Origin of the sequence: Caulobacter sp. DWR3-1-2, assembly GCF_049896225.1 — a bacterium.
Lineage (GTDB): Bacteria > Pseudomonadota > Alphaproteobacteria > Caulobacterales > Caulobacteraceae > Caulobacter.
This window is the reverse complement of sequence record NZ_JAFCTW010000017.1, coordinates 37,927-56,355: the sequence shown is the minus strand read 5'-3', so window position 1 is coordinate 56,355 and position 18,429 is coordinate 37,927. Positions and strand designations below refer to the sequence as shown.

The following is an 18,429-nucleotide window of genomic DNA, read 5'->3' as shown; positions in this document are numbered from 1 at the left end:
GATCGCCATGACTGTCAACCGCCGCGACCTTTTGAACCTCGGCGCCGCCGGCCTGGCCGCCTCGGCCGGCCCCGCCCTCGCGGGCGCGAAGGGCGGCTTCCAACCCAGCTGGGAATCGCTGGCCGAGCGTTACGAGACCCCCGACTGGTTCCGCGACGCCAAGCTGGGCATCTGGTCGCACTGGGGTCCGCAATGCGTGCCGGAGTACGGCGACTGGTACGGCCGCCAGATGTATATCCAGGGCAATCCGTTCTACGAACACCACGTCAGGACCTACGGTCACCCCACCAAATTCGGCTTCATGGAGTTGATCGGCCGCTGGAAGGCCGAGCGCTGGGATCCTGATGGCCTGATGAAGAAGTACCAGGCCGCCGGGGCCCGCTACTTCATGTCGATGGCCAACCATCACGACAATTTCGACATGTTCGCCAGCCGCCACCACGCCTGGAACGCCACCCGCGTGGGGCCGGGCCGCGACATCGTCGGGACCTGGGAGAAGGTCGCCCGCGCCCACGGCATGCGGTTCGGCGTCTCCAACCATTCGGCCCATGCCTGGCACTGGTGGCAGACCGCCTATGGCTATGACGCCGAGGGTCCGCTGGAGGGCCAACGCTACGACGCCTTCCGCCTGACCAAGGCCGATGGCAAGGGCCAGTGGTGGCAGGGCCTCGACCCACAGGAGCTCTACACTGGCCGCAACATGCTGATCCCCGATGGGATGGACAGCATCAAGGCCGCCAACGCCTGGCATGACGCCCACGACGGCGAATGGATCGAGACCCCGCCGCCAAACAATCCCGGCTTTGTCCGGAACTGGCTGGCCCGGCAGAACGACCTGGTCGATCGCTATCGGCCCGACCTGGTCTATTTCGACAACTATACCCTGCCGCTGGGCTGGGCCGGGCTGTCGGCGACGGCCCATTATTACAATCAGGCTCGCGCCTGGCATGGTGCGAGCGACGTCGTGGTGACCGGCAAGAAGCTGAGCCCGCTGCAGCGCCGGGGCATCGTCGAGGACGTCGAGCGCGGCTTTTCCGACCGCCTTCGGCCCGAGCCATGGCAGACCGACACCTGTATCGGAAGTTGGCACTATGACCGCAGCCTCTACGATCGCGACGGCTACAAGAGCGCCCAGGACGTGATCCAGCGGCTGATCGACGTGGTCAGCAAGAACGGCTGCCTGATGGTCTCCATCCCCCAGCGCGGCGACGGCACGATCGACGACAAGGAAGAGAAGGTGCTGGAAGGCATGGCTAGCTGGATCGCCGTCAACGGCCCGGCCATCTACGCCTCGCGGCCCTGGCGGATCTTCGGCGAGGGCCCAACCAAGCTGGTCGAAGGCATGCAGAACGAAGGCGACGCCAAGCCGTTCGAGGCGGCCGACATCCGGTTCACGACCAGGGCCGGCGAGCTCTACGCGATGCCGATGGCCTGGCCGACGGGCGAGCTGGTAATCGAGAGCCTGGCGACGTCCGGTCCGACCAGCGCCGGCGAGGTGCGGCGGGTGGAGTTGCTGGGCGGCGGCGATCCGCTGCCGTTCGTGCGAGACGGCGAAGGTTTGTGGGTCACGCTGCCCAGCGCACGGCCGGCCTTCACGCCGGTGCTGAAGATCTCGGGGCCGGGATTGGCTTAAAAGGTCCTCCACCCCGTGGGGGAGGACCTTATCGCCAGTGGCCATTGACGCCCTTTACGGCAGCCTTCCAGACTGCCGTAAAAAGGAAACGCCATGACCACCCTCGCCGGCCGCACGATCCTGATCACCGGCGCCTCGTCGGGCATCGGCGCCGACCTTGCCCGCGCCGCCGCCAGAGCCGGGGCCAGGGTCGCGGCCGCCGCCCGCCGCGTCGACAAGCTGGCCGAGCTGGTCGCCCAGATCACCGCCGACGGCGGGACCGCCCAGGCCTTCGCCATGGATGTCGAGGACGAGGCCGCAGTCATCGCCGGCTATGACGCGATAGAAGCCGCGTTCGGGCCGCCGGAATCGGTGATCGCCAACGCCGGCATCAGCCTCCATGGCTCGGCGCTCGACATCAGCATCGACGACTTCGACAGGGTCCAGGCCGTCAATACCCGCGGGGCCTTCCTGACCGCCCGCGAAGGTGCTCGGCGGATGATCAAGGCCGGCAGCCCCTCAAGCCAGCGCGGGCGCATCCTGCTGGTCGCCTCGATCGGCGCGCGCCATGTGCTGCCCGGCCTGACCGCCTATGTCACCTCAAAGGCGGCAGTCGCCCACATGGGCAAGAGCCTGGCCCGCGAGTGGGCTCGCAAGGGGATCAACGTCAATGTCCTATGTCCTGGCTACATCAGGACCGAGATCAACGCCGACTGGTTCGACAGCGAAGGCGGCCAGAAGCTGATGGCCGGGTTTCCGCGCCGGCGGTTGCTGGAGACCTCCGACCTGGAAGCCCTGGCGCTCTACCTTTGCTCCGACGCCGCGCGCGCGGTGACGGGATCGGAATTCACGGTGGACGACGGACAGTTCCTTTAGGCGTCCCAAGGCTGTAGACCAGCGCCTCATTCAAGGAGGCTTTCATGACCGACACGATCAAGCGCGGCGTCACCGTCGACCAAAAGCTGAAGGCCCACCGCTACCTGGCCAAGCTGACGCCCGCCCGCGCCGAGGCCGTGGCCGAAGCCGCCAAGGACCGCCTGGCCAAGCATCCGACCAGTCGCGATGAAGCCATCGACGCCGCCTATGCCGACCTGAGCGCCCGGTAGGCTCAAGCGCGTGACCGACGTCGTCTTGAACCCCGGCGAGGTCGCCCTCGCCGAGTGGAAGGCCGTCTATCGCGGGGCCGCCGCGCGGCTGCATCCGGGCGCGGCGCCGGTGATCGCGCGGAGCGCCGCCGCCGTCGAGCGGATCCTGGCCAAGGGCGAGCCGGTCTACGGCGTCAATACCGGCTTTGGGAAGCTGGCCAGCGTGCGGATCGGCGACGCTGATCTCGAGACCCTGCAGCGCAACATCGTGCTGTCCCACGCCGCCGGCACGGGCGCGCCCTCTCCGGTTCCGGTGGTCCGCCTGATGATGGCCCTGAAGCTGGCTAATCTCGCGCAAGGCGCCTCAGGCGTGCGGCCCGCGACGACCGACCTGCTGGAGGCCCTGCTGATCGAGGGCCTGACCCCCGTCGTGCCTTGCCAGGGTTCGGTCGGCGCCTCGGGTGACCTGGCGCCGCTGGCCCACATGGCCGCAGCCATGATCGGGGTCGGGGAGATCGTCGTGGGCGACCGCCGCCTGCCCGCCGCGCAGGCCCTGGCCCAAGCGGGGCTGACGCCCTTGACCCTGGGTCCCAAGGAGGGCCTGGCCCTGCTGAACGGCACCCAGTTCTCGACCGCCAACGCCCTGGCCGCTCTGTTCGACGCCGAGCGTCTGTACCAATCCGCCCTGGTCACCGGCGCCCTGTCGACCGAAGCCGCCAAGGGTTCGGACACCCCCTTCGACCCGCGCATTCACGCCCTGCGCCGCCAACCCGGACAGATCGAGACCGCCGCCGCCCTGCGCGACCTAATGGCCGGCTCGGCGATCCGCGATTCGCACCGCGAGGGCGACACCCGCGTGCAGGACCCCTACTGCCTGCGCTGCCAGCCGCAAGTGATGGGGGCGGCTTTGGACATCCTTCGCCAGGCCGCCGTGACCCTGGCCACCGAGGCCAACGGCGTGTCAGACAATCCGCTGATCTTTCCCGACACCGACGAGGCGCTGTCGGGCGGCAATTTCCATGCCGAGCCCGTGGCCTTCGCCGCCGACATCATCGCCCTGGCCGTCTGCGAGATCGGCTCGATCGCCGAGCGGCGCATCGCCATGCTGGTCGACCCCGCCTGCTCGGGCCTGCCCGCCTTCCTGACGCCCAAGCCGGGTTTGAATTCAGGCTTCATGATCCCGCAGGTCACGGCCGCCGCCTTGGTGTCGGAGAACAAGCAGAAGGCCTATCCGGCCAGCGTCGATTCGATCCCCACCTCGGCCAACCAGGAGGATCACGTCTCGATGGCCGCCCACGGCGCCCGGCGCGTCCTGGCCATGGTCGAGGCGGCCGAAGCCGTGATCGGCATCGAACTGCTGGCCGCCGTGCAAGGCTGCGACTTCCACGCGCCGCTGACCTCGAGCCCGGCGCTGGAAGCCGTCCGCGGTTTGTTGCGCGCCCAGGTGCCTTACCTGGACGACGATCGGCACTTCCACCCGGACATGGAGGCGGCCAACGCCCTGGTGCGGTCTGGAGCGCTGGTCGCGGCGGTGTCTGCGATCGGACTGCCGGGGGTAGGAGTCTAGAGCGCCAGATGTCTTCGGCGACTGGGTGTCATTCCCGACACTTCCGAAATCGAGACTGCAGTTTTTCTGAACCTGTCCGAGAATAACTCGCCCGCCCAATCGCGGATTGCCTAATATCCGGTAGGCTTACATAGCAAAGCTCGAGTAGATCGGACCAAGGACGCGACAAGCCGTCGCACTTGGTCGGCCACGTCTTCGCCTTATCTGGCCGTTAACCCCCGAGTGACCGACGCACCCCCGACTACACTGAGAGGCGATGAGATGCACGCAGCGACCGTGAAGACCCTTGCCCCCCTGGCGCGCGCCGCGTTGGGACTGGCCCTGGTCTTCGCGCCCATGGTCGTGGCGGCAATGGAAAATCCTCATGTCGCCCCGCGCGCTCAGGCTCCGGCGGTCGAGCGCCTGCTAGCCCAGTTGGCCGCCAAGCCCCCACTCCCTGTGCGCAAGGAACTGGTCTGGAGCGGGGCCGACATCGACGGTGACGGCGCGCCCGACTTCGCCAACCCGACCGGCGCGGCGCCCCGGGGGCACGACGAGTTCGGCGACGGCAATTTCGGAGCCCGCCGCGACGGCGGCTCGCGCGATCACGAGGGCGTCGACTATGTGGCGGTCGCGGGCCAGGCCGTGAAGGCGCCGATCTCGGGCTATGTCACCAAGATCGGCTATGCCTATGCCGGCTTCAGTGACCTGAAGTTCGTCGAGATCACTAATCCCGCCTTGGGCTATGTGGCCCGCGCCTTCTATGTGACGCCAGGCGTCGAGGTCGGCGAGACGGTGCGCCTGGGCCAGATCATCGGCCACGACCAGAGCCTGCAGAAGCATTATCCGGGGATCACCGACCATGTGCACCTGGAGGTCATGCAGCCGGGCGGCGAGCGGGTGAACGCCACGGCGCTGATCGTGCGCAAGCTGGTGACCGAGGCCTAAAGTCCTCCCCCCGTGGGGCCCCGTGGGGGAGGACTTGTTCTACTTCTTCCGAGTCACCATCACGGCCTGGCCGGCATAGGCGACCGTCGCGTCCACCGTGTCGAAGTCGACCGGCTCGCCGCCGCCGCCGATGAAGCGGACCTTGATCATGCGGTTGGCGAGCATGCCCTTGAACGTCCCCGCCCGCGCGCCGATCGTCAGGCGGCCCGACGCGTTGTCGTAGCGCATCGGGATGCGGCTAAAGGCCCCGCGCTCATAGCCGTTGCTGAGGCCGTCGTCCTCGTAGAGCTCATAGGTCCCGTCGGCGCCGGTATAGACCACCACGGTCAGCGGGGCGTCGGGCTGCTCGCCCACGTACTGTTGCACGACGGTGGTCGGCACGATCGAGCCGGCCTTCACGAACAGCGGCATGCGGTTGAGCGGCGCGTCGGCCTTGATCGTCTGGCCGCCCTTGAAGGCCTTGCCGGTCTCGAAGTCGAACCACGACGCGCCGGCCGGCAGGTAGACCTGGCGCGAACGGGCCTTGAACTCGGTGACCGGGGCGACCAGGAACGCCTTGCCGAACAGATACTCGTCATTGATGTCGCGCGCCGTCTTGTCGGCCGGGAAATCCATCACCAGGCCGCGCATCATGCTGCCATCGTGGTGGTAGGTGTCGGCCGCCAGGGTGTAGACATAGGGCATCAGCCGGTAGCGAAGCTCGTCGTACCAGGCCAGGCTCTTGTAGACGTCCGTGCCCTCGTCGGCGAGGTTGTAGATCTCGCGGAACGGGAATTCGCCGTGGCTGCGGAACAGCGGGCTGAAGGCCCCGAACTGGAACCAGCGCAGGTTCAGCTCCTGCCATTCGGCCCAGTGGGCGGGGTCCTTGTTGGTGTAGCGATCCTCGACCGAGAAGCCGCCGATGTCGGTGGTCCAATTGGGGATGCCCGACATCGACAGGTTCACGCCCGCCGAGATCTGGTCCTTGAAGTCGTCCCAGCGGGCGACCACGTCGCCGCTCCACAGGGCCACGCCGTTGCGCTGGATGCCGCCGAAGCCCGAGCGCGACAGGATGAAGCTGCGCTTGTCGGGGTTCAGTTCATGCTCGCCCTCGAACACGCCGCTGGTGTGGATCAGCGGGAACGAGTTGAAGAACTCCGCCCCAGGACCCATGGCCGTCGGCCCCATGCGCAGGGTGCGCTCGGGAATGTCGAGATTGGAGTGCATGTCCGGCTCGTCGCTGTCCATCCACCAGGCGTCGACGCCATAGACCTTCAGGCTGTCCTTGACCTGACGCCAGTAGATGTCGCGCGCCTCCTTGGAATAGGGGTCGTAGAACGAGTTCAGATAGCCCGGTCCCACCCAGTCGAGCGCGCCTTGCTCGATGTTGCGCTTGTACATCAAGCCCTTGGCGTCGAACTCCTTATAGTGATCCGTGGTCGGATAGAACTTGGCCCAGATCGAGATCATGAAGTGAGCATTGAGGTCGTGGACCTCGTCGATCATCGCCTTGGGATCGGGGAAGCGGGTCTCGTCGAACTTGTGGCTGCCCCAGCTGTCGTCCTTCCAGTAGCGCCAGTCCTCGACGATGTTGTCGAGCGGCAGCTTGCGGGACCGGTATTCCTTGACCACGCCCAGCAGTTGGTCGGCGGTCTCGTAGCGCTGGCGGCTCTGCCACAGGCCATAGGCCCAGCGTGGCATCATCACCGCGTCGCCGGTCAGGCCGCGATAGCCGCCGATCACCTGGTCCAGGTCGGTCCCGCCGACATAGTAGTAGTCGATGGCGTGGGCGACGTCGGAGGTGAAGGTCAGTGACTTCTGATCGGCGGCCGGGATCGGATTATTGTGCAGCAGGGCGATGTAGCCGTCGTTGGGCTCCCACTCGACGCGGATCTTGTGCTGAGTCCCGGGCGTCATGCTGGAGGTGAAGTTGTGGAACCAGGGGTTCCAGTTCTGGCGCCAGCGGTCGATCGTCAGCTTTCCGTCGACATAGACCTTGGCGTAGCTGCTGGAATAGAGCTTGAACTTCTGGACGCCGGCGACCGGGGCCTCGACCGAGCCTTCCCAGACCACCCGCGCGCCCTTCAGCGGCTTCTTGTCCGGACCGGTCAGTTCGGCCGGCCAGTTGGGCAGGTCCTTCAGATAGCGGTAGTTGATGTCGGCCTCCACGCGGGTGAACTTCAGCGCGTCGCCGACATAGTATTTGGCGGTGAAGCCGCCCGCCTTGCCGTCCGCGTCGAAGAGCTTCAGGTCGCGTGAGGCCAGGTCGTAGGGCGTCGGGTCGCCAAACCGGGTGATGCCGTTGTTTTCCCACAGCAGGCCGTAGTTGCGGGTCGACAACACGAAGGGCACCGCGATGTCGCGGTTGTACTGGGCCAGTTCGACGTCCTGGCCGTTATAGTTCATCTGGCCGTTCTGGTGCTGGCCCAGGCCGTAGAAGGCCTCGTCCGTATCCGGATTGAACTGTTGGCTAACGCCGTAGAAGGTCTTGCCGTCGATGGTCTCGGACTTGAACGACCGGCGGCCGTTCTCGCTGAGCACCAGCTTGCCGGCCTCGTCGCGGAAGCTGACCGCCCCGTCGGCCAGCGACACCTCGGCGCTCGCCTTGCCGGCCTTGACCACGACCTTGCCGCCAGCCTCGCTGACCGTGAAGGCGCCGCCGGGCTTGGCGGTGACCATCAGGCTGGCCGGCATATCCAGGCTGTCGGTGGGCGTGGCGGTGACGTGGATCACGCGCTCGCCCATCACCTGCAGCCGGACCTTCTTGGCGGGTCCCGAGGCGGGGGTGACGATCACGCCGTCAGCGGTCTTCTCGAAAGCCCCGTCCAGGGCGAAGGCGCTGGTCGAGGCCATCAGGGCCAGGGTCAAGCCGGCGACGAGGCCGGTGGATCTCACATGCATGCGCATCGGGTTCTCTTCCCCATCATTGGGTGTTGTTATCGGCGCCAGCCCTATTTCCGTCTCCCCGGCGAAGGCCGGGGCCCAGGTGAAACCCGCAAGAGGCTTCGGATGAATCTGGGTCCCGGCTTTCGCCGGGAAAACGGGTTCGGGATGGATGAAGGTTCGATCTAGTACGTGGCCAGCTTAACCTTCAGCACCTGCGGCGTGGTGGTCAGGTTGAGGCCGTAGTCGGTCTGGTCGCCATTCCACAGGCGATCGAAGACCCACTGGCCGTCCTCGAAATGGCCTTCCTCGACCCGCGCCATCAGGAACCGTTCGCCCTTGACCGAACCGAAGCTGACGCGAGCGCGATAGCCGGTGATCAGAAATTCGTTGGGCGACAGCTGAGCGATCAGGGCGCCGCCGTCGGGCACCTCGCGACCGGGCTGCTTTTCGGCCTTGCCCATCCAGGGCTGGTCGATCGAGCCGAACTGCCATTCGCCGTAGGACAGCGTCGCCGTCCAGCGGTCGCCCAATTTCAGGGTCTCGGCCTTGCGGTCGTCGGCCTCGCCAGCGCCCCAGACATTGCCCTCATAGGCCAGCCTGGCCCATTCGCGCGCCATAGGGGCCAACAGGCGGTAGTGGACCGCGAAATTCTCCAGCGCCTGGGCGTCCACCGTCTTGGCGCCCAGCGGGTAGTTGGAATAGCCGGTCTGATCCAGGCCAAATGGCGAGAAGCCGATCCCGTGGCGGCCCAGCACGTCATAGAGGTGGCGCGCATAGCCCTTGTCGCTGCCGATCTCTGCGACGAACAGCGGATTGTCGGGGCGGTCGTACTGCTCCAGCGTTTTGCGAACATTGTCGCTCTCCCGCATGTAGATGTCCGGCGCAATGGCGTCGATCGACGGGGCCGCCGCCTTCCAGACCTCGAGCACATTCCAGGTCGGCCCGCCCGACGAGTAGGTGTAGGGGTCCTGATACTTGAATGGGTCGCGCAGGGCGGCGTTGACATACATCGGCAGCGGCAGCTCGCGCTTGCCGGCGGCGGCGATCTCATTGACGTAGCGGCCGATCGACCAGGCGTAGAAATATTCGTCGGCGTCCTTGCCGAACACCTGGCTCCAGGTTCCAGGCGTCTTGCCCATGGCCTTGACCAGCTGGGCCGGCACAGGACCCGCGAACAACTTTTGGGCGGTAGGGGAATAGTCGCGCACGGCGCTGTAGGCGCCGGTCTCGTTCTCTGGCTGGATCAGGATCACCGTGTGATCCGGATCGGCGGCCTTCAAATGGCGCATCAACTGCACAAAGGCCTTCTTGTCGGCCTCCAGCGTGGCGGGGAAGTGCGGCGACAGCGAGTTGCGGGTCTCGCCCTTGGCGGTGATCACCCGCGGAAAGCGGTTGTTGTCCAGCTTGACCCATTCGGGGGCGTAACTTGGACCATTATTCTTCCACGTCCCGAACCACAGCAGGACCAGCTTCACGTCGTTGTCGCGGGCCTGCCTGAGCAGCACGTCGACGAACGAGAAGTCGAACCGCCCCTCGACCGGCTCGATCTGCTCCCAGGCGATCGGCACTTCCAGGGTGTTGACATGCATCGCCTTGGCGGCCGGCCAGACCTTGGGCAACTGCGAAGGGTAGTTGCTGGAGTTGTTGACTTGCAGGCCCAGCATCAGGAACGGCGCGCCATCCACCAGCAGGGCGTGACGACCATCCTTGGCGACAAATTTGGGGATCGAGGCCTCGGCCGCAATCGCTGGAGCGGCGCTCGCGGCTGCCAGCGCGATAAGCGATACGAGGGCGTGCGAAAGGGCTGGACCGAACGGGATCTTGGCCTTGTTCGCGATGGTCCTGTGGGGTCGCATTCTGTCCCCTCCCCTATTGGCCGTCGTCGCACGAAGATCGCCGCGACAGCTCGTTACCGCTACCATATGTATAATACGACAAATAGCCGAGGCTGCCAGCTTTGCAAGGCGATATGCGCCTTCATCCAGTGCCGCTCTCATCAAGCTGATGAGGCCTCCGGGCGTCATCAAGCCTGGCAGTTGCGCGCGATGAAGTCCGACTGGCTTGGCATGGCGTCCACCGTCTGGCGGACCAAGCCTCGGATACGCTCGAAATGGCCGCGCAAGGCTCCCTCGTCGATCAGATCGACCATCGGATCGTGCGATCGAGGCTCGACCCCCAGCCCCAGATACATGGCGATCCAGCTGGGTTCGGAGAACGACTCCGGATCGTGGATCGACACGCGGCCGCTACTCCGGAACAGCTCGATCTGATGAGCCAGGCGATCAGGAATCGGCATGTCGCGGCAATAGCGCCAGAACTCGGAATCGTCGCGAGTGGTGGCCTTGTAGTGCAAGATGAGGAAGTCGCGGACGCTCTCGAATTGAGTGTCCATCCGGCGATTATATTCGTCAGCCAGGCTGGGGTCGAAGTCGCGGTCGGGGAACAGCTCGATCAGCCGACCCACGCCGTTTTCGATCAGCTGGATACTGGTTGATTCGAGCGGTTCCAGGAAGCCGCCGGCCAAGCCAAGGGCAATGCAGTTGCGGTTCCAGGCCCTGCGCCGGCGCCCCGTGGTGAAGCGCAGCGGACGCGGGTCGTCCAGGGGCTTGCCGTCCAGATTGGCCATCAAAACGCGGGCGGCCTCGTCGCGCTCGATGAAGCCGTCGCAGAACACATGGCCGTTGCCGATCCGGTGCTGCAGCGGGATGCGCCATTGCCAGCCCGCCGAGCGGGCCGTCGAACGCGTATAAGGCGTCAATGGTGCGACGCTTTCGCAGGGCACGGCCCAAGCGCTGTTGCAGGGCAGCCAGCGCGACCAGTCCTCGTAGCCGGTCTTCAGCGCCTGCTCGATCAGCAGCCCGCGAAAGCCTGAACAGTCCAGGAAGAGATCGCCCTCGACCTCGGTCCCATTGGCCAGCACCAGGCGCTCAATGAAGCCGTCCTCCCCGCGCAGCTTCACATCGACGATCTTGCCCTCTGTGCGCTTTACCCCCCGCGTCTCGGCATAGTCGCGCAGGTAGCGGGCATAGAGCGAGGCGTCGAAGTGGAAGGCGTAGGAATAGGCGTTGAATACCGACGGCGCGTCTCCCACCGGCGGCGTGAACCGGTCGACGGCCGCCGCGCTGGCCGACACCGAGCAGGCGTCAATCGGCGTCATGTCGCCCAGGGCCCGCAGTCTTAGCCAGTGATGGTGTGGCGAACGGTTCTCGATCCGCGGACCGTAATCGCCAAAACCATGGAAGAACTTGGACCCCACGCGGCCCCAGTCGCGGAACTCGATGCCGAGCTTGAAGGTCGCCTGGGTCTTGCGAATGAAATCGACCCCGTCCAGCTCCAGGGCGCGATTGTAGAAGCGAATGGTGGGCAGGGTGGCCTCGCCGACCCCCACCGTGCCGATTTCCTCGGACTCGATTAATTCGATCTCGCACCGCCCGCCCAGCATCTTGGCGAGCGGAGCGGCGGCCATCCAGCCGGCGGTCCCGCCGCCGACGATGACGATCTTGCGGATGGCCTTGTCGGACACCTCTGTTCCCTCCCAGGACGCTCAGGTTCGGGCCGGCGCCACTACGCGCGCCTGACCCGGTCGCTAGAGCATTTTTCGAGCGAAGTGGTTCCGGTTCGCGTGAAGAAAAATGCGTCAAAACAAACGATTAGAGCTCACGGCCTGACGCAGTCAGGTCGGGAAATGCTCTAGACAGCACGAAACCCGCGCTCGGTGGAGCGCGGGTCCGTGTGGATCACGTCATTTCTAGAACGTCGCGCGGATCTGCGCGGTGTAGCGCGGGCCGCTGGCGAACCAGGCCCGGCCCATCGTGCCGACGTGCTGTTGCATCAGTTGCTTGTAAACCGAGTCCGTCAGGTTCTGAGCTTCCAGGCCGATCGTGACCTTCTCATTGATCTTGTAGAAGATCGAACCGTCCAGCTGACCGTAGTCGTCGGCCCAGGTCGGCAGGCCCCAGGCGATGCTCTGGCTCTGGCCGTTTGCGCCGCCATCGGTGCCTTGCGTGCCATTGACGTTGACAGCCTGCAGGTACTTGGACCGCCAATTGTAGGCCAGGCGCGCCGAGACCGGACCCTTGTCGTAGAGAAGCGCCAAGTTGTAGCTATTCTTCGACAGGTTGGCCAAAGGCAGGTTGCCGAAGGTCCGACCATCAGTGTCGCAGCCGTTGAGGTTCAGGTTGAGATTGGTCGCGCCGCCGCTGCTATCGGTGCACAGCGCCGAGTTGACCGGAGTGTAGAGGTGCTGACGGCTGTCGACATAGGTGTAGTTGGCCTGCACGCCGAAGCCCGAAAGCAAGCCCGGCAGGAAGTCGAAATACTGCTGGTAGGCCACCTCGAATCCGCGCGCTAGACCGCGCGCGCCGTTGACTGGCGACGTGGTGGTGAAGTTGTAGACTGTGCCCGTGGTGTCCTTGGCCTGGATCGTCGAGACCTGGTTGATCACCACGTCCGACAGATGCTTGTAGAACGCCGCGAAGGTCAGCGAACCGGCTGGCGCGAAGTACCATTCGGCCGACAGGTCATACTGATCCGACTTGGTCGGGGTCAGGTAGGGGTTGCCGCTGGCCGTGCCGGTGAGGCTGGTGCCGGTGATGACCGTTCCCGAGGTCACATAGGTCGGCGACAAGCTGGTGTAGGCCTGGAGCTGGCTGAAGTCGGGCCGGGCGATCGCCTTGGCCATGGCCAGGCGGACCTGGAACTCTGGCGTAACCTTCATCCGAAGGTTCAGGCTGGGCAGGTAGTCGGTGTAGTCGTTCTGGAAGGCCTGCTTTACCGTGCTGGCCGTGAAGACCGGAACCGGCGTCGGCGAGGTGTTCTGGCCGATGTTCGACGCCGCCAGGGCGATCACCCCGCGCGCGTGCAGCACCGTCTTGACCGCCCGGATACCGACATTGCCGTCGATCGGATACTTCAAGTCATCGAAACCGAACCGCAGCTGGCTGTAGACCGCATAGGACTTTTCGTCCTGGCTGTTGCGGTAGGCGTCGTTGCCAAAGGAACTGGGCGCCCAGACGTCGCATGAGCCCCAACCCTGGGCCGCCACCTGCTCGGCGCACAGGATGTCATGATACTTGTGAAGCGCCACGTAGCTTGCCGGGAAACCGAGAGCCAGCGAGGCGTCCGGGAAAATCACCGCGGCCGGCGTGTCAGCCTGGCCGTTGAAGAAGTTGCTGAAGCTGTGCAGCGTGGTCGCCGCCTGGAAGCGCGGATCGCTCAGCTTGGCCAGCCCCGAAATGTTCCACCCGACCTGCCAGGGCTGGCTGACGGCCGACCAGTTGTAGGGCGCCTGGTCGTTGAGGGAGTCCCGGTCGCTGAAGCGCGCGCCGACCCGTAGCGAACGGAAGATGCTGCTGTCGAAACGGTAGTCGGCGTCGGTTCGCCAGGCCCATTCGTGGGCCAGGCTCTTGTCCTGGTGGTCCATCGTGAACCCCCAGTAATAGTTGTTCTTGTCGGCCAGATAGGCGGCGTTGGCCGTCACCGTCGGGACCTTGCCCGTCAGGTCGATCTGTTCCGACGGCACGAGCAAGCCAGTCGCCACGGTGGAGTCAAAGCCGTCGGTCGTGGCGCGGACATATTGCAGGTCCGAGGTAATGGTCAGGCGGTCGGTGGCTTCCCACTTGATCTTGTAGGCCGTGTCGGCGGTCACCGACTTGCGGTTGGCGGCCCGGACGTCGTCGTTGAAATTAATGCCTTTGTCGGTCGGATCCGTGAGCGTCCCCGACTGCAGCACTCCTCTATCGTTGAACTTCAGGTTCGAGCCCTGGATGTTCCAGACATTGGCCTGCGAGAAGATCGCGTACTCGCTCCAGTCCATCTTGTACTGGCTGCGGAAGTAGGTGAGCGACATCTCGATTTTGTCGGTCGGCCGCCATTGCAGGGCGCCGTAGGCGCCGAAGCGCTTGCGATCGAACTCCAGCGTGCGCCAGTTGACGCCCTTCGGGATCCAGACCTTCTGCGCCGCCGCAAACTGGGTCGCGGTCGGGTTCACCAGCAGGGTCGTGCCATCATAGGCGCGCTGGTAGTAGGGCTCGACCTGGATGCCGTCGGTCCGCGTCTTGCTTTCTGAATAGGCCAGATCGACCAGGGCGCCGAATTCGCCGATATTGGTGTCCCAGCGGTCGCTGAGCAGGATCGAGCCCGACGGGGTCGCCTTGCCCTTGGTCAGTTCACCATAGCTGCCCTGGGCCGAGACCGAAGCCTTGAAACCCTTCTGGTCGAACGGCATCTGGGTGCGCAGGTTGACCAGGCCGCCGACGGCGCCTTCGATCTGCTCGGCCGAGGGGTTCTTGTAGATATCGACGCCGGCCATCAACTCGGGCGGGACGTCCTCGAAGCTCAGGCTACGGCCGCCGTTGGCGGTGAAGCTGTCGCGACCGTTCAGTTCTGAGCGCACATAGGTCAGGCCGCGAATGTTCACACCGCTGCCCTCGACCGAATAGTGCTCGGGATCGCCGCGCGACATCGTGTGGTCGATGGTGACGCCGACGACGCGTTGCAGCGCCTCGGTGACCGACCGGTCGGGCAGCTTGCCAATATCGTCGGCGACAATGGAATCGACCACCTCGTCGGCGTTCTGCTTCAGCTTCTGAGCCGATTGCAGGGCCGCCCGCTGGCCGGTGACGACGACTTCCTCGACCGTGTCGGTGGTCGCCGGGGCGGTTTGAGCGAACGCCACGACTGGCGCGGCGGCGCAGAGCACAAGCGCTGAAGCGCCCATGAGCATCAGATTGCGATGAGACAGATTGCGACGTGGCATTCCCGTTTCCTTCCCCCAGAGAGATCCGTCCTGGCGCTCTTAAGGCGCCAGTGACGTGCGTCGCGCTCGGCGATCACACGATCTGGAGAGGACCTTTAGTCATATAAGTGATACTTTCAAGCGGGAATTGATAGCGCTATCATTTTGCATTGAAAGACGCGACTTTAGCGCCACGCCCGCCAAATCCCTCCTGAAACAGGGGAGTTTGCCACCATCGTTATTATACTATAAATGACGAGGATCGGGCGCTTATCGTTGCCCGGGGGCGTCAGGGAAGAACATGAGTCAAGGAAACGGAAGCGGTCGCTTCCGCAGCAGCGCCAGCTATGGAAAGCTGGATCGCGACGGTTTCATCCATCGCAGCTGGATGAAGAGCCAGGGCCTTCCGGACGATGTGTTCGACGGCCGGCCAGTGATCGGCATCTGCAATACCTGGTCCGAAATCACGCCTTGCAACGCGGGCCTGCGCGACATCGCCGAGCATGTGAAGCGTGGCGTCTGGGAGGCTGGCGGCCTGCCGCTGGAGTTTCCGGCCATGTCGCTGGGCGAGACCCAGATGCGGCCGACCGCCATGCTGTTTCGCAACCTGCTGGCCATGGATGTCGAGGAGTCGATCCGCGGCAATCCCATCGACGGCGTCGTGCTGCTGGGCGGCTGCGACAAGACCACGCCGGGCCAGATGATGGGCGCGGCCAGCGTCGATCTGCCGACCATCGTGATCAGCTCGGGTCCGATGCTGAACGGCAAGTTCCGCGGCAAGGACATCGGCTCGGGCACCGACGTCTGGAAGTTCTCCGAGGCCGTCCGGGCCGGCGAGATGACCCTGCCGGACTTCATGTCGGCCGAGAGCGGCATGAGCCGCTCGCCTGGCACCTGCATGACCATGGGCACCGCCTCGACCATGGCCTCGATCGTCGAGGCCATGGGCATGAGCCTGCCGTACAACGCGACCATTCCGGCCGTCGACGCCCGCCGCGCGGCGATGTCGCACGAGACCGGCCGGGCCATCGTCCGCATGGTGCATGACGGGCGGACCATGTCTCAGGTCTGCACGCGCGCCGCGTTCGAGAACGCTCTGCGCGTCCACGCGGCGATCGGCGGCTCGACCAATGCGGTCATCCATCTGCTGGCCCTGGCGGGTCGGTTGGGTGTCGAACTGAGCCTGGAGGACTTCGATCATCTGTCGCGCGACGTGCCGCTGCTGGTCGACCTGCAGCCCTCGGGCCGCTTCCTGATGGAAGACCTGCACTATGCCGGCGGGGTGCCGGCGGTGATGAAGCAACTCCAACCGCTCCTGGACCCCACCGCCCTGACCGTGACCGGCGCGCCGATCGGCGCTCAGTACGAAAAGGCCGAGGTCTATAATGGCGAGGTCATTCGCGGCGTCGAGAACCCGGTGAAGCCCGACAGCGGCATCTGGGTGCTGCGCGGCAACCTGGCCCCCGGCGGGGCGGTGATGAAGCCCAGCGCGGCCAGCCCCGAACTGCTCACCCATCGCGGCAAGGCCGTGGTGTTCGAGACCATCGAGGACTTCAAGGCCCGCATCGACGATCCGGCCCTAGATGTCGACGCCAGCTCGATCCTGGTGCTCAAGGGCTGCGGGCCCAAGGGCTATCCGGGCATGCCCGAAGTGGGCAACATGCCGCTGCCGACCAAGCTGCTGGAACAGGGCGTAAAGGACATGGTGCGCATCAGCGACGCCCGGATGAGCGGCACAGCCTTTGGCACCGTCATTCTGCATGTCTCGCCCGAGGCCGAGGCCGGCGGCCCGCTGGCGGTCGTCCGGACTGGGGACGAGATCCAGCTTGATGGCCCCGCTCGGTCACTGAACCTGCTGATCTCCGACGAGGATATGGCCGCGCGCCTGGTGGTGTGGCGCGCCAATCCGCCACCACCCAAGGCGACGCGCGGCTACGCCAAGCTGTACATCGACCACGTGCTAGGCGCCGACAAAGGCGCGGATCTCGACTTCCTCGTGGGATCTAGTGGGTCGGTCGTCACCCGCGAGTCGCATTGAGATGAACCCCATGGACAGCTCGGTCACGATCTTTGGCGACTGGGGCACCTCGCGCCTGCGGCTCTTCCTGCGGCAGGGCAAGATGGTGCTCGATCGGCGAGATGGGCCGGGCATCGGGTCCCTGTCCAAGTCGCCGTGCGAGACTTTCCTCGAGCTGGTGGGCGACTGGCGCGAAGCCGGCCCCTCCCAGGCCCTGCTGTGCGGCATGGTCGGCTCGCGCAACGGCTGGGTCGAGGCGCCCTACGCCGCCTGCCCGGCCAGCGCCGCAGACATCCGCGATCGCCTGATCCAGATCGACGCGGACGGCCTGCCTGTCGCCATCGTGCCAGGCCTGTCGTGCCGCAACGCCCTGGGCGGACCGGATGTGATGCGCGGCGAGGAGACCCAGATCCTCGGCGCCCTGGCCCTGAACGCCGACCTCGCCAAGGGTCGTCACCTGCTGGCCCTGCCCGGCACCCACACCAAATGGGTCGTGGTCGACGACGGGGCGATCACATCGTTCCTCACGGCGCCGGTCGGCGAGATTTACGCCTTGCTACGGGAACACTCGATCCTGGCCAAGGCGGCGCCTGGCGACGCCGAATCGGCCGAGGGCCTGGCCGCCGGTTTCACGCGAGGCGTGGCCCGGATCGTCGAACACGGTCCTGGCGCCCTGCCCCATCTGATTTTCGAGACCCGCAGCCGACAACTTCTCGACGGCCTGGCCAAGGACGAGGCCATGGGCTTCCTGTCGGGCCTGTTGATAGGCGCTGATACCGCAACCACCTCAAGCTGGTTTGGGAAATTGGGCCAGGTGTCGTTGATCGGAGACCCGGCCCTGAGCGTCCTCTATGCCGAAGCCATCACCGCCCATGGCGGCGCCAGCGTATCCGTGGATGGCGACTCGGCTGTCCTGGCCGGATTGACAACGTTGTCGTCAGCCCAGAACAGTGGAGTTCATGTCCTTGCCTAGCTCGCCCGACGCCAAGACCCCGCCGATCGTCGCGATCCTTCGCGGCGTCAAGCCCGAGGAGATTCTCGACGTCGCCGCCGCCCTGGTCGAGGCCGGGATCGGCGCGATCGAAGTGCCGATGAACTCGCCCGATCCGCTGGTCAGCATCGGCAAGCTATGCGCCGCCTTCGGCGACCAGGCGCTGTGCGGCGCGGGCACCGTGCTGTCGCCTGACGTCGTCGATCAGGTTGCCGGCGTCGGTGGCAAGCTGATTGTCACGCCCAACACCGACCCTGCCGTCATCCGCCATGCCGTCGGCCTGGGCCTGACCGTGATGCCCGGCTTCGCCACGCCCAGCGAAGCCTTCGCCGCCGTCAAGGCCGGCGCGCGCTCGCTGAAACTGTTCCCGGCCGGCACCTTCGGCCCGGGCCACATCAAGGCGGTGCGCGACGTGCTGCCCAAGGACGTCAGCGTCTACGCCGTCGGCGGCGTCGGCGCGGCCAATCTGAAACCCTGGATCGAGGCTGGCGTGTCGGGCATCGGCGTCGGCGGCGAACTCTATCGACCGGGCTACTCGGCCCAGGACGTCAGCCAGAGGGCCAAGGCCCTGGTCGCCGCCTGGACCGCCGAGTTCCCGAGCTAAGCGCAACGCCAAAACGAGAATACGG

General features: G+C 65.6%; 12 protein-coding genes. 8 read left to right on the top strand and 4 right to left on the bottom strand.

The window, feature by feature from the left end:
* The first annotated feature begins 7 nt into the window (after positions 1 to 7).
* The 5 genes from ACP696_RS19195 to ACP696_RS19175 all read left to right on the top strand — a co-directional run bounded on the left by ACP696_RS19195 (position 8) and on the right by ACP696_RS19175 (position 5,191).
* Complete coding sequence (locus tag ACP696_RS19195; protein WP_426014088.1) at positions 8 to 1,633, top strand: alpha-L-fucosidase; 1,626 nt, start codon at positions 8 to 10, stop codon at positions 1,631 to 1,633.
* Positions 1,634 to 1,726: 93 nt separating this feature from the next.
* Positions 1,727 to 2,488, top strand: a complete 762-nt coding sequence (locus ACP696_RS19190) for an SDR family NAD(P)-dependent oxidoreductase (RefSeq protein ID WP_426014090.1) — start codon at positions 1,727 to 1,729, stop codon at positions 2,486 to 2,488.
* A gap of 44 nt (positions 2,489 to 2,532) precedes the next feature.
* Complete coding sequence (locus tag ACP696_RS19185) at positions 2,533 to 2,718, top strand: hypothetical protein (RefSeq protein ID WP_426014092.1); 186 nt, start codon at positions 2,533 to 2,535, stop codon at positions 2,716 to 2,718.
* Positions 2,719 to 2,728: 10 nt separating this feature from the next.
* Positions 2,729 to 4,264, top strand: coding sequence for a histidine ammonia-lyase (gene hutH, locus ACP696_RS19180; protein WP_426014094.1), 1,536 nt, complete (start codon positions 2,729 to 2,731; stop codon positions 4,262 to 4,264).
* Between the two features lie 261 nt (positions 4,265 to 4,525).
* Positions 4,526 to 5,191, top strand: coding sequence for a M23 family metallopeptidase (locus ACP696_RS19175; RefSeq protein ID WP_426014095.1), 666 nt, complete (start codon positions 4,526 to 4,528; stop codon positions 5,189 to 5,191).
* Positions 5,192 to 5,230: 39 nt separating this feature from the next.
* Here ACP696_RS19175 and ACP696_RS19170 read toward each other — a convergent pair whose 3' ends face one another.
* From ACP696_RS19170 to ACP696_RS19155, 4 genes are all read right to left on the bottom strand, one after another.
* Entirely contained in the window at positions 5,231 to 8,071 is a 2,841-nt protein-coding gene (locus ACP696_RS19170; protein WP_426044182.1) for a TIM-barrel domain-containing protein, read from the bottom strand.
* Between the two features lie 167 nt (positions 8,072 to 8,238).
* A complete protein-coding gene (locus ACP696_RS19165) occupies positions 8,239 to 9,912 on the bottom strand; it encodes a DUF5597 domain-containing protein (RefSeq protein WP_426014099.1) in 1,674 nt (557 codons plus the stop codon).
* Between the two features lie 167 nt (positions 9,913 to 10,079).
* Entirely contained in the window at positions 10,080 to 11,579 is a 1,500-nt protein-coding gene (locus tag ACP696_RS19160; protein WP_426014101.1) for a tryptophan halogenase family protein, read from the bottom strand.
* Positions 11,580 to 11,804: 225 nt separating this feature from the next.
* On the bottom strand, positions 11,805 to 14,813 hold the full coding sequence (locus tag ACP696_RS19155; protein ID WP_426014103.1) for a TonB-dependent receptor: 3,009 nt from the start codon (positions 14,811 to 14,813) through the stop codon (positions 11,805 to 11,807).
* Positions 14,814 to 15,093: 280 nt separating this feature from the next.
* On the opposite strand from ACP696_RS19155, the gene ACP696_RS19150 reads away from it, so the two are divergent.
* The 3 genes from ACP696_RS19150 to ACP696_RS19140 are packed head-to-tail and all read left to right on the top strand — an operon-like array spanning position 15,094 to position 18,404.
* Entirely contained in the window at positions 15,094 to 16,830 is a 1,737-nt protein-coding gene (locus tag ACP696_RS19150; RefSeq protein WP_426032061.1) for an IlvD/Edd family dehydratase, read from the top strand.
* A 10-nt stretch (positions 16,831 to 16,840) separates the two neighbouring features.
* Positions 16,841 to 17,782, top strand: a complete 942-nt coding sequence (locus tag ACP696_RS19145; protein WP_426032063.1) for a 2-dehydro-3-deoxygalactonokinase — start codon at positions 16,841 to 16,843, stop codon at positions 17,780 to 17,782.
* Entirely contained in the window at positions 17,769 to 18,404 is a 636-nt protein-coding gene (locus ACP696_RS19140) for a 2-dehydro-3-deoxy-6-phosphogalactonate aldolase (protein ID WP_426014109.1), read from the top strand. Before ACP696_RS19145 ends, ACP696_RS19140 begins: the two co-directional genes overlap by 14 nt.
* Positions 18,405 to 18,429: the final 25 nt, after the last annotated feature.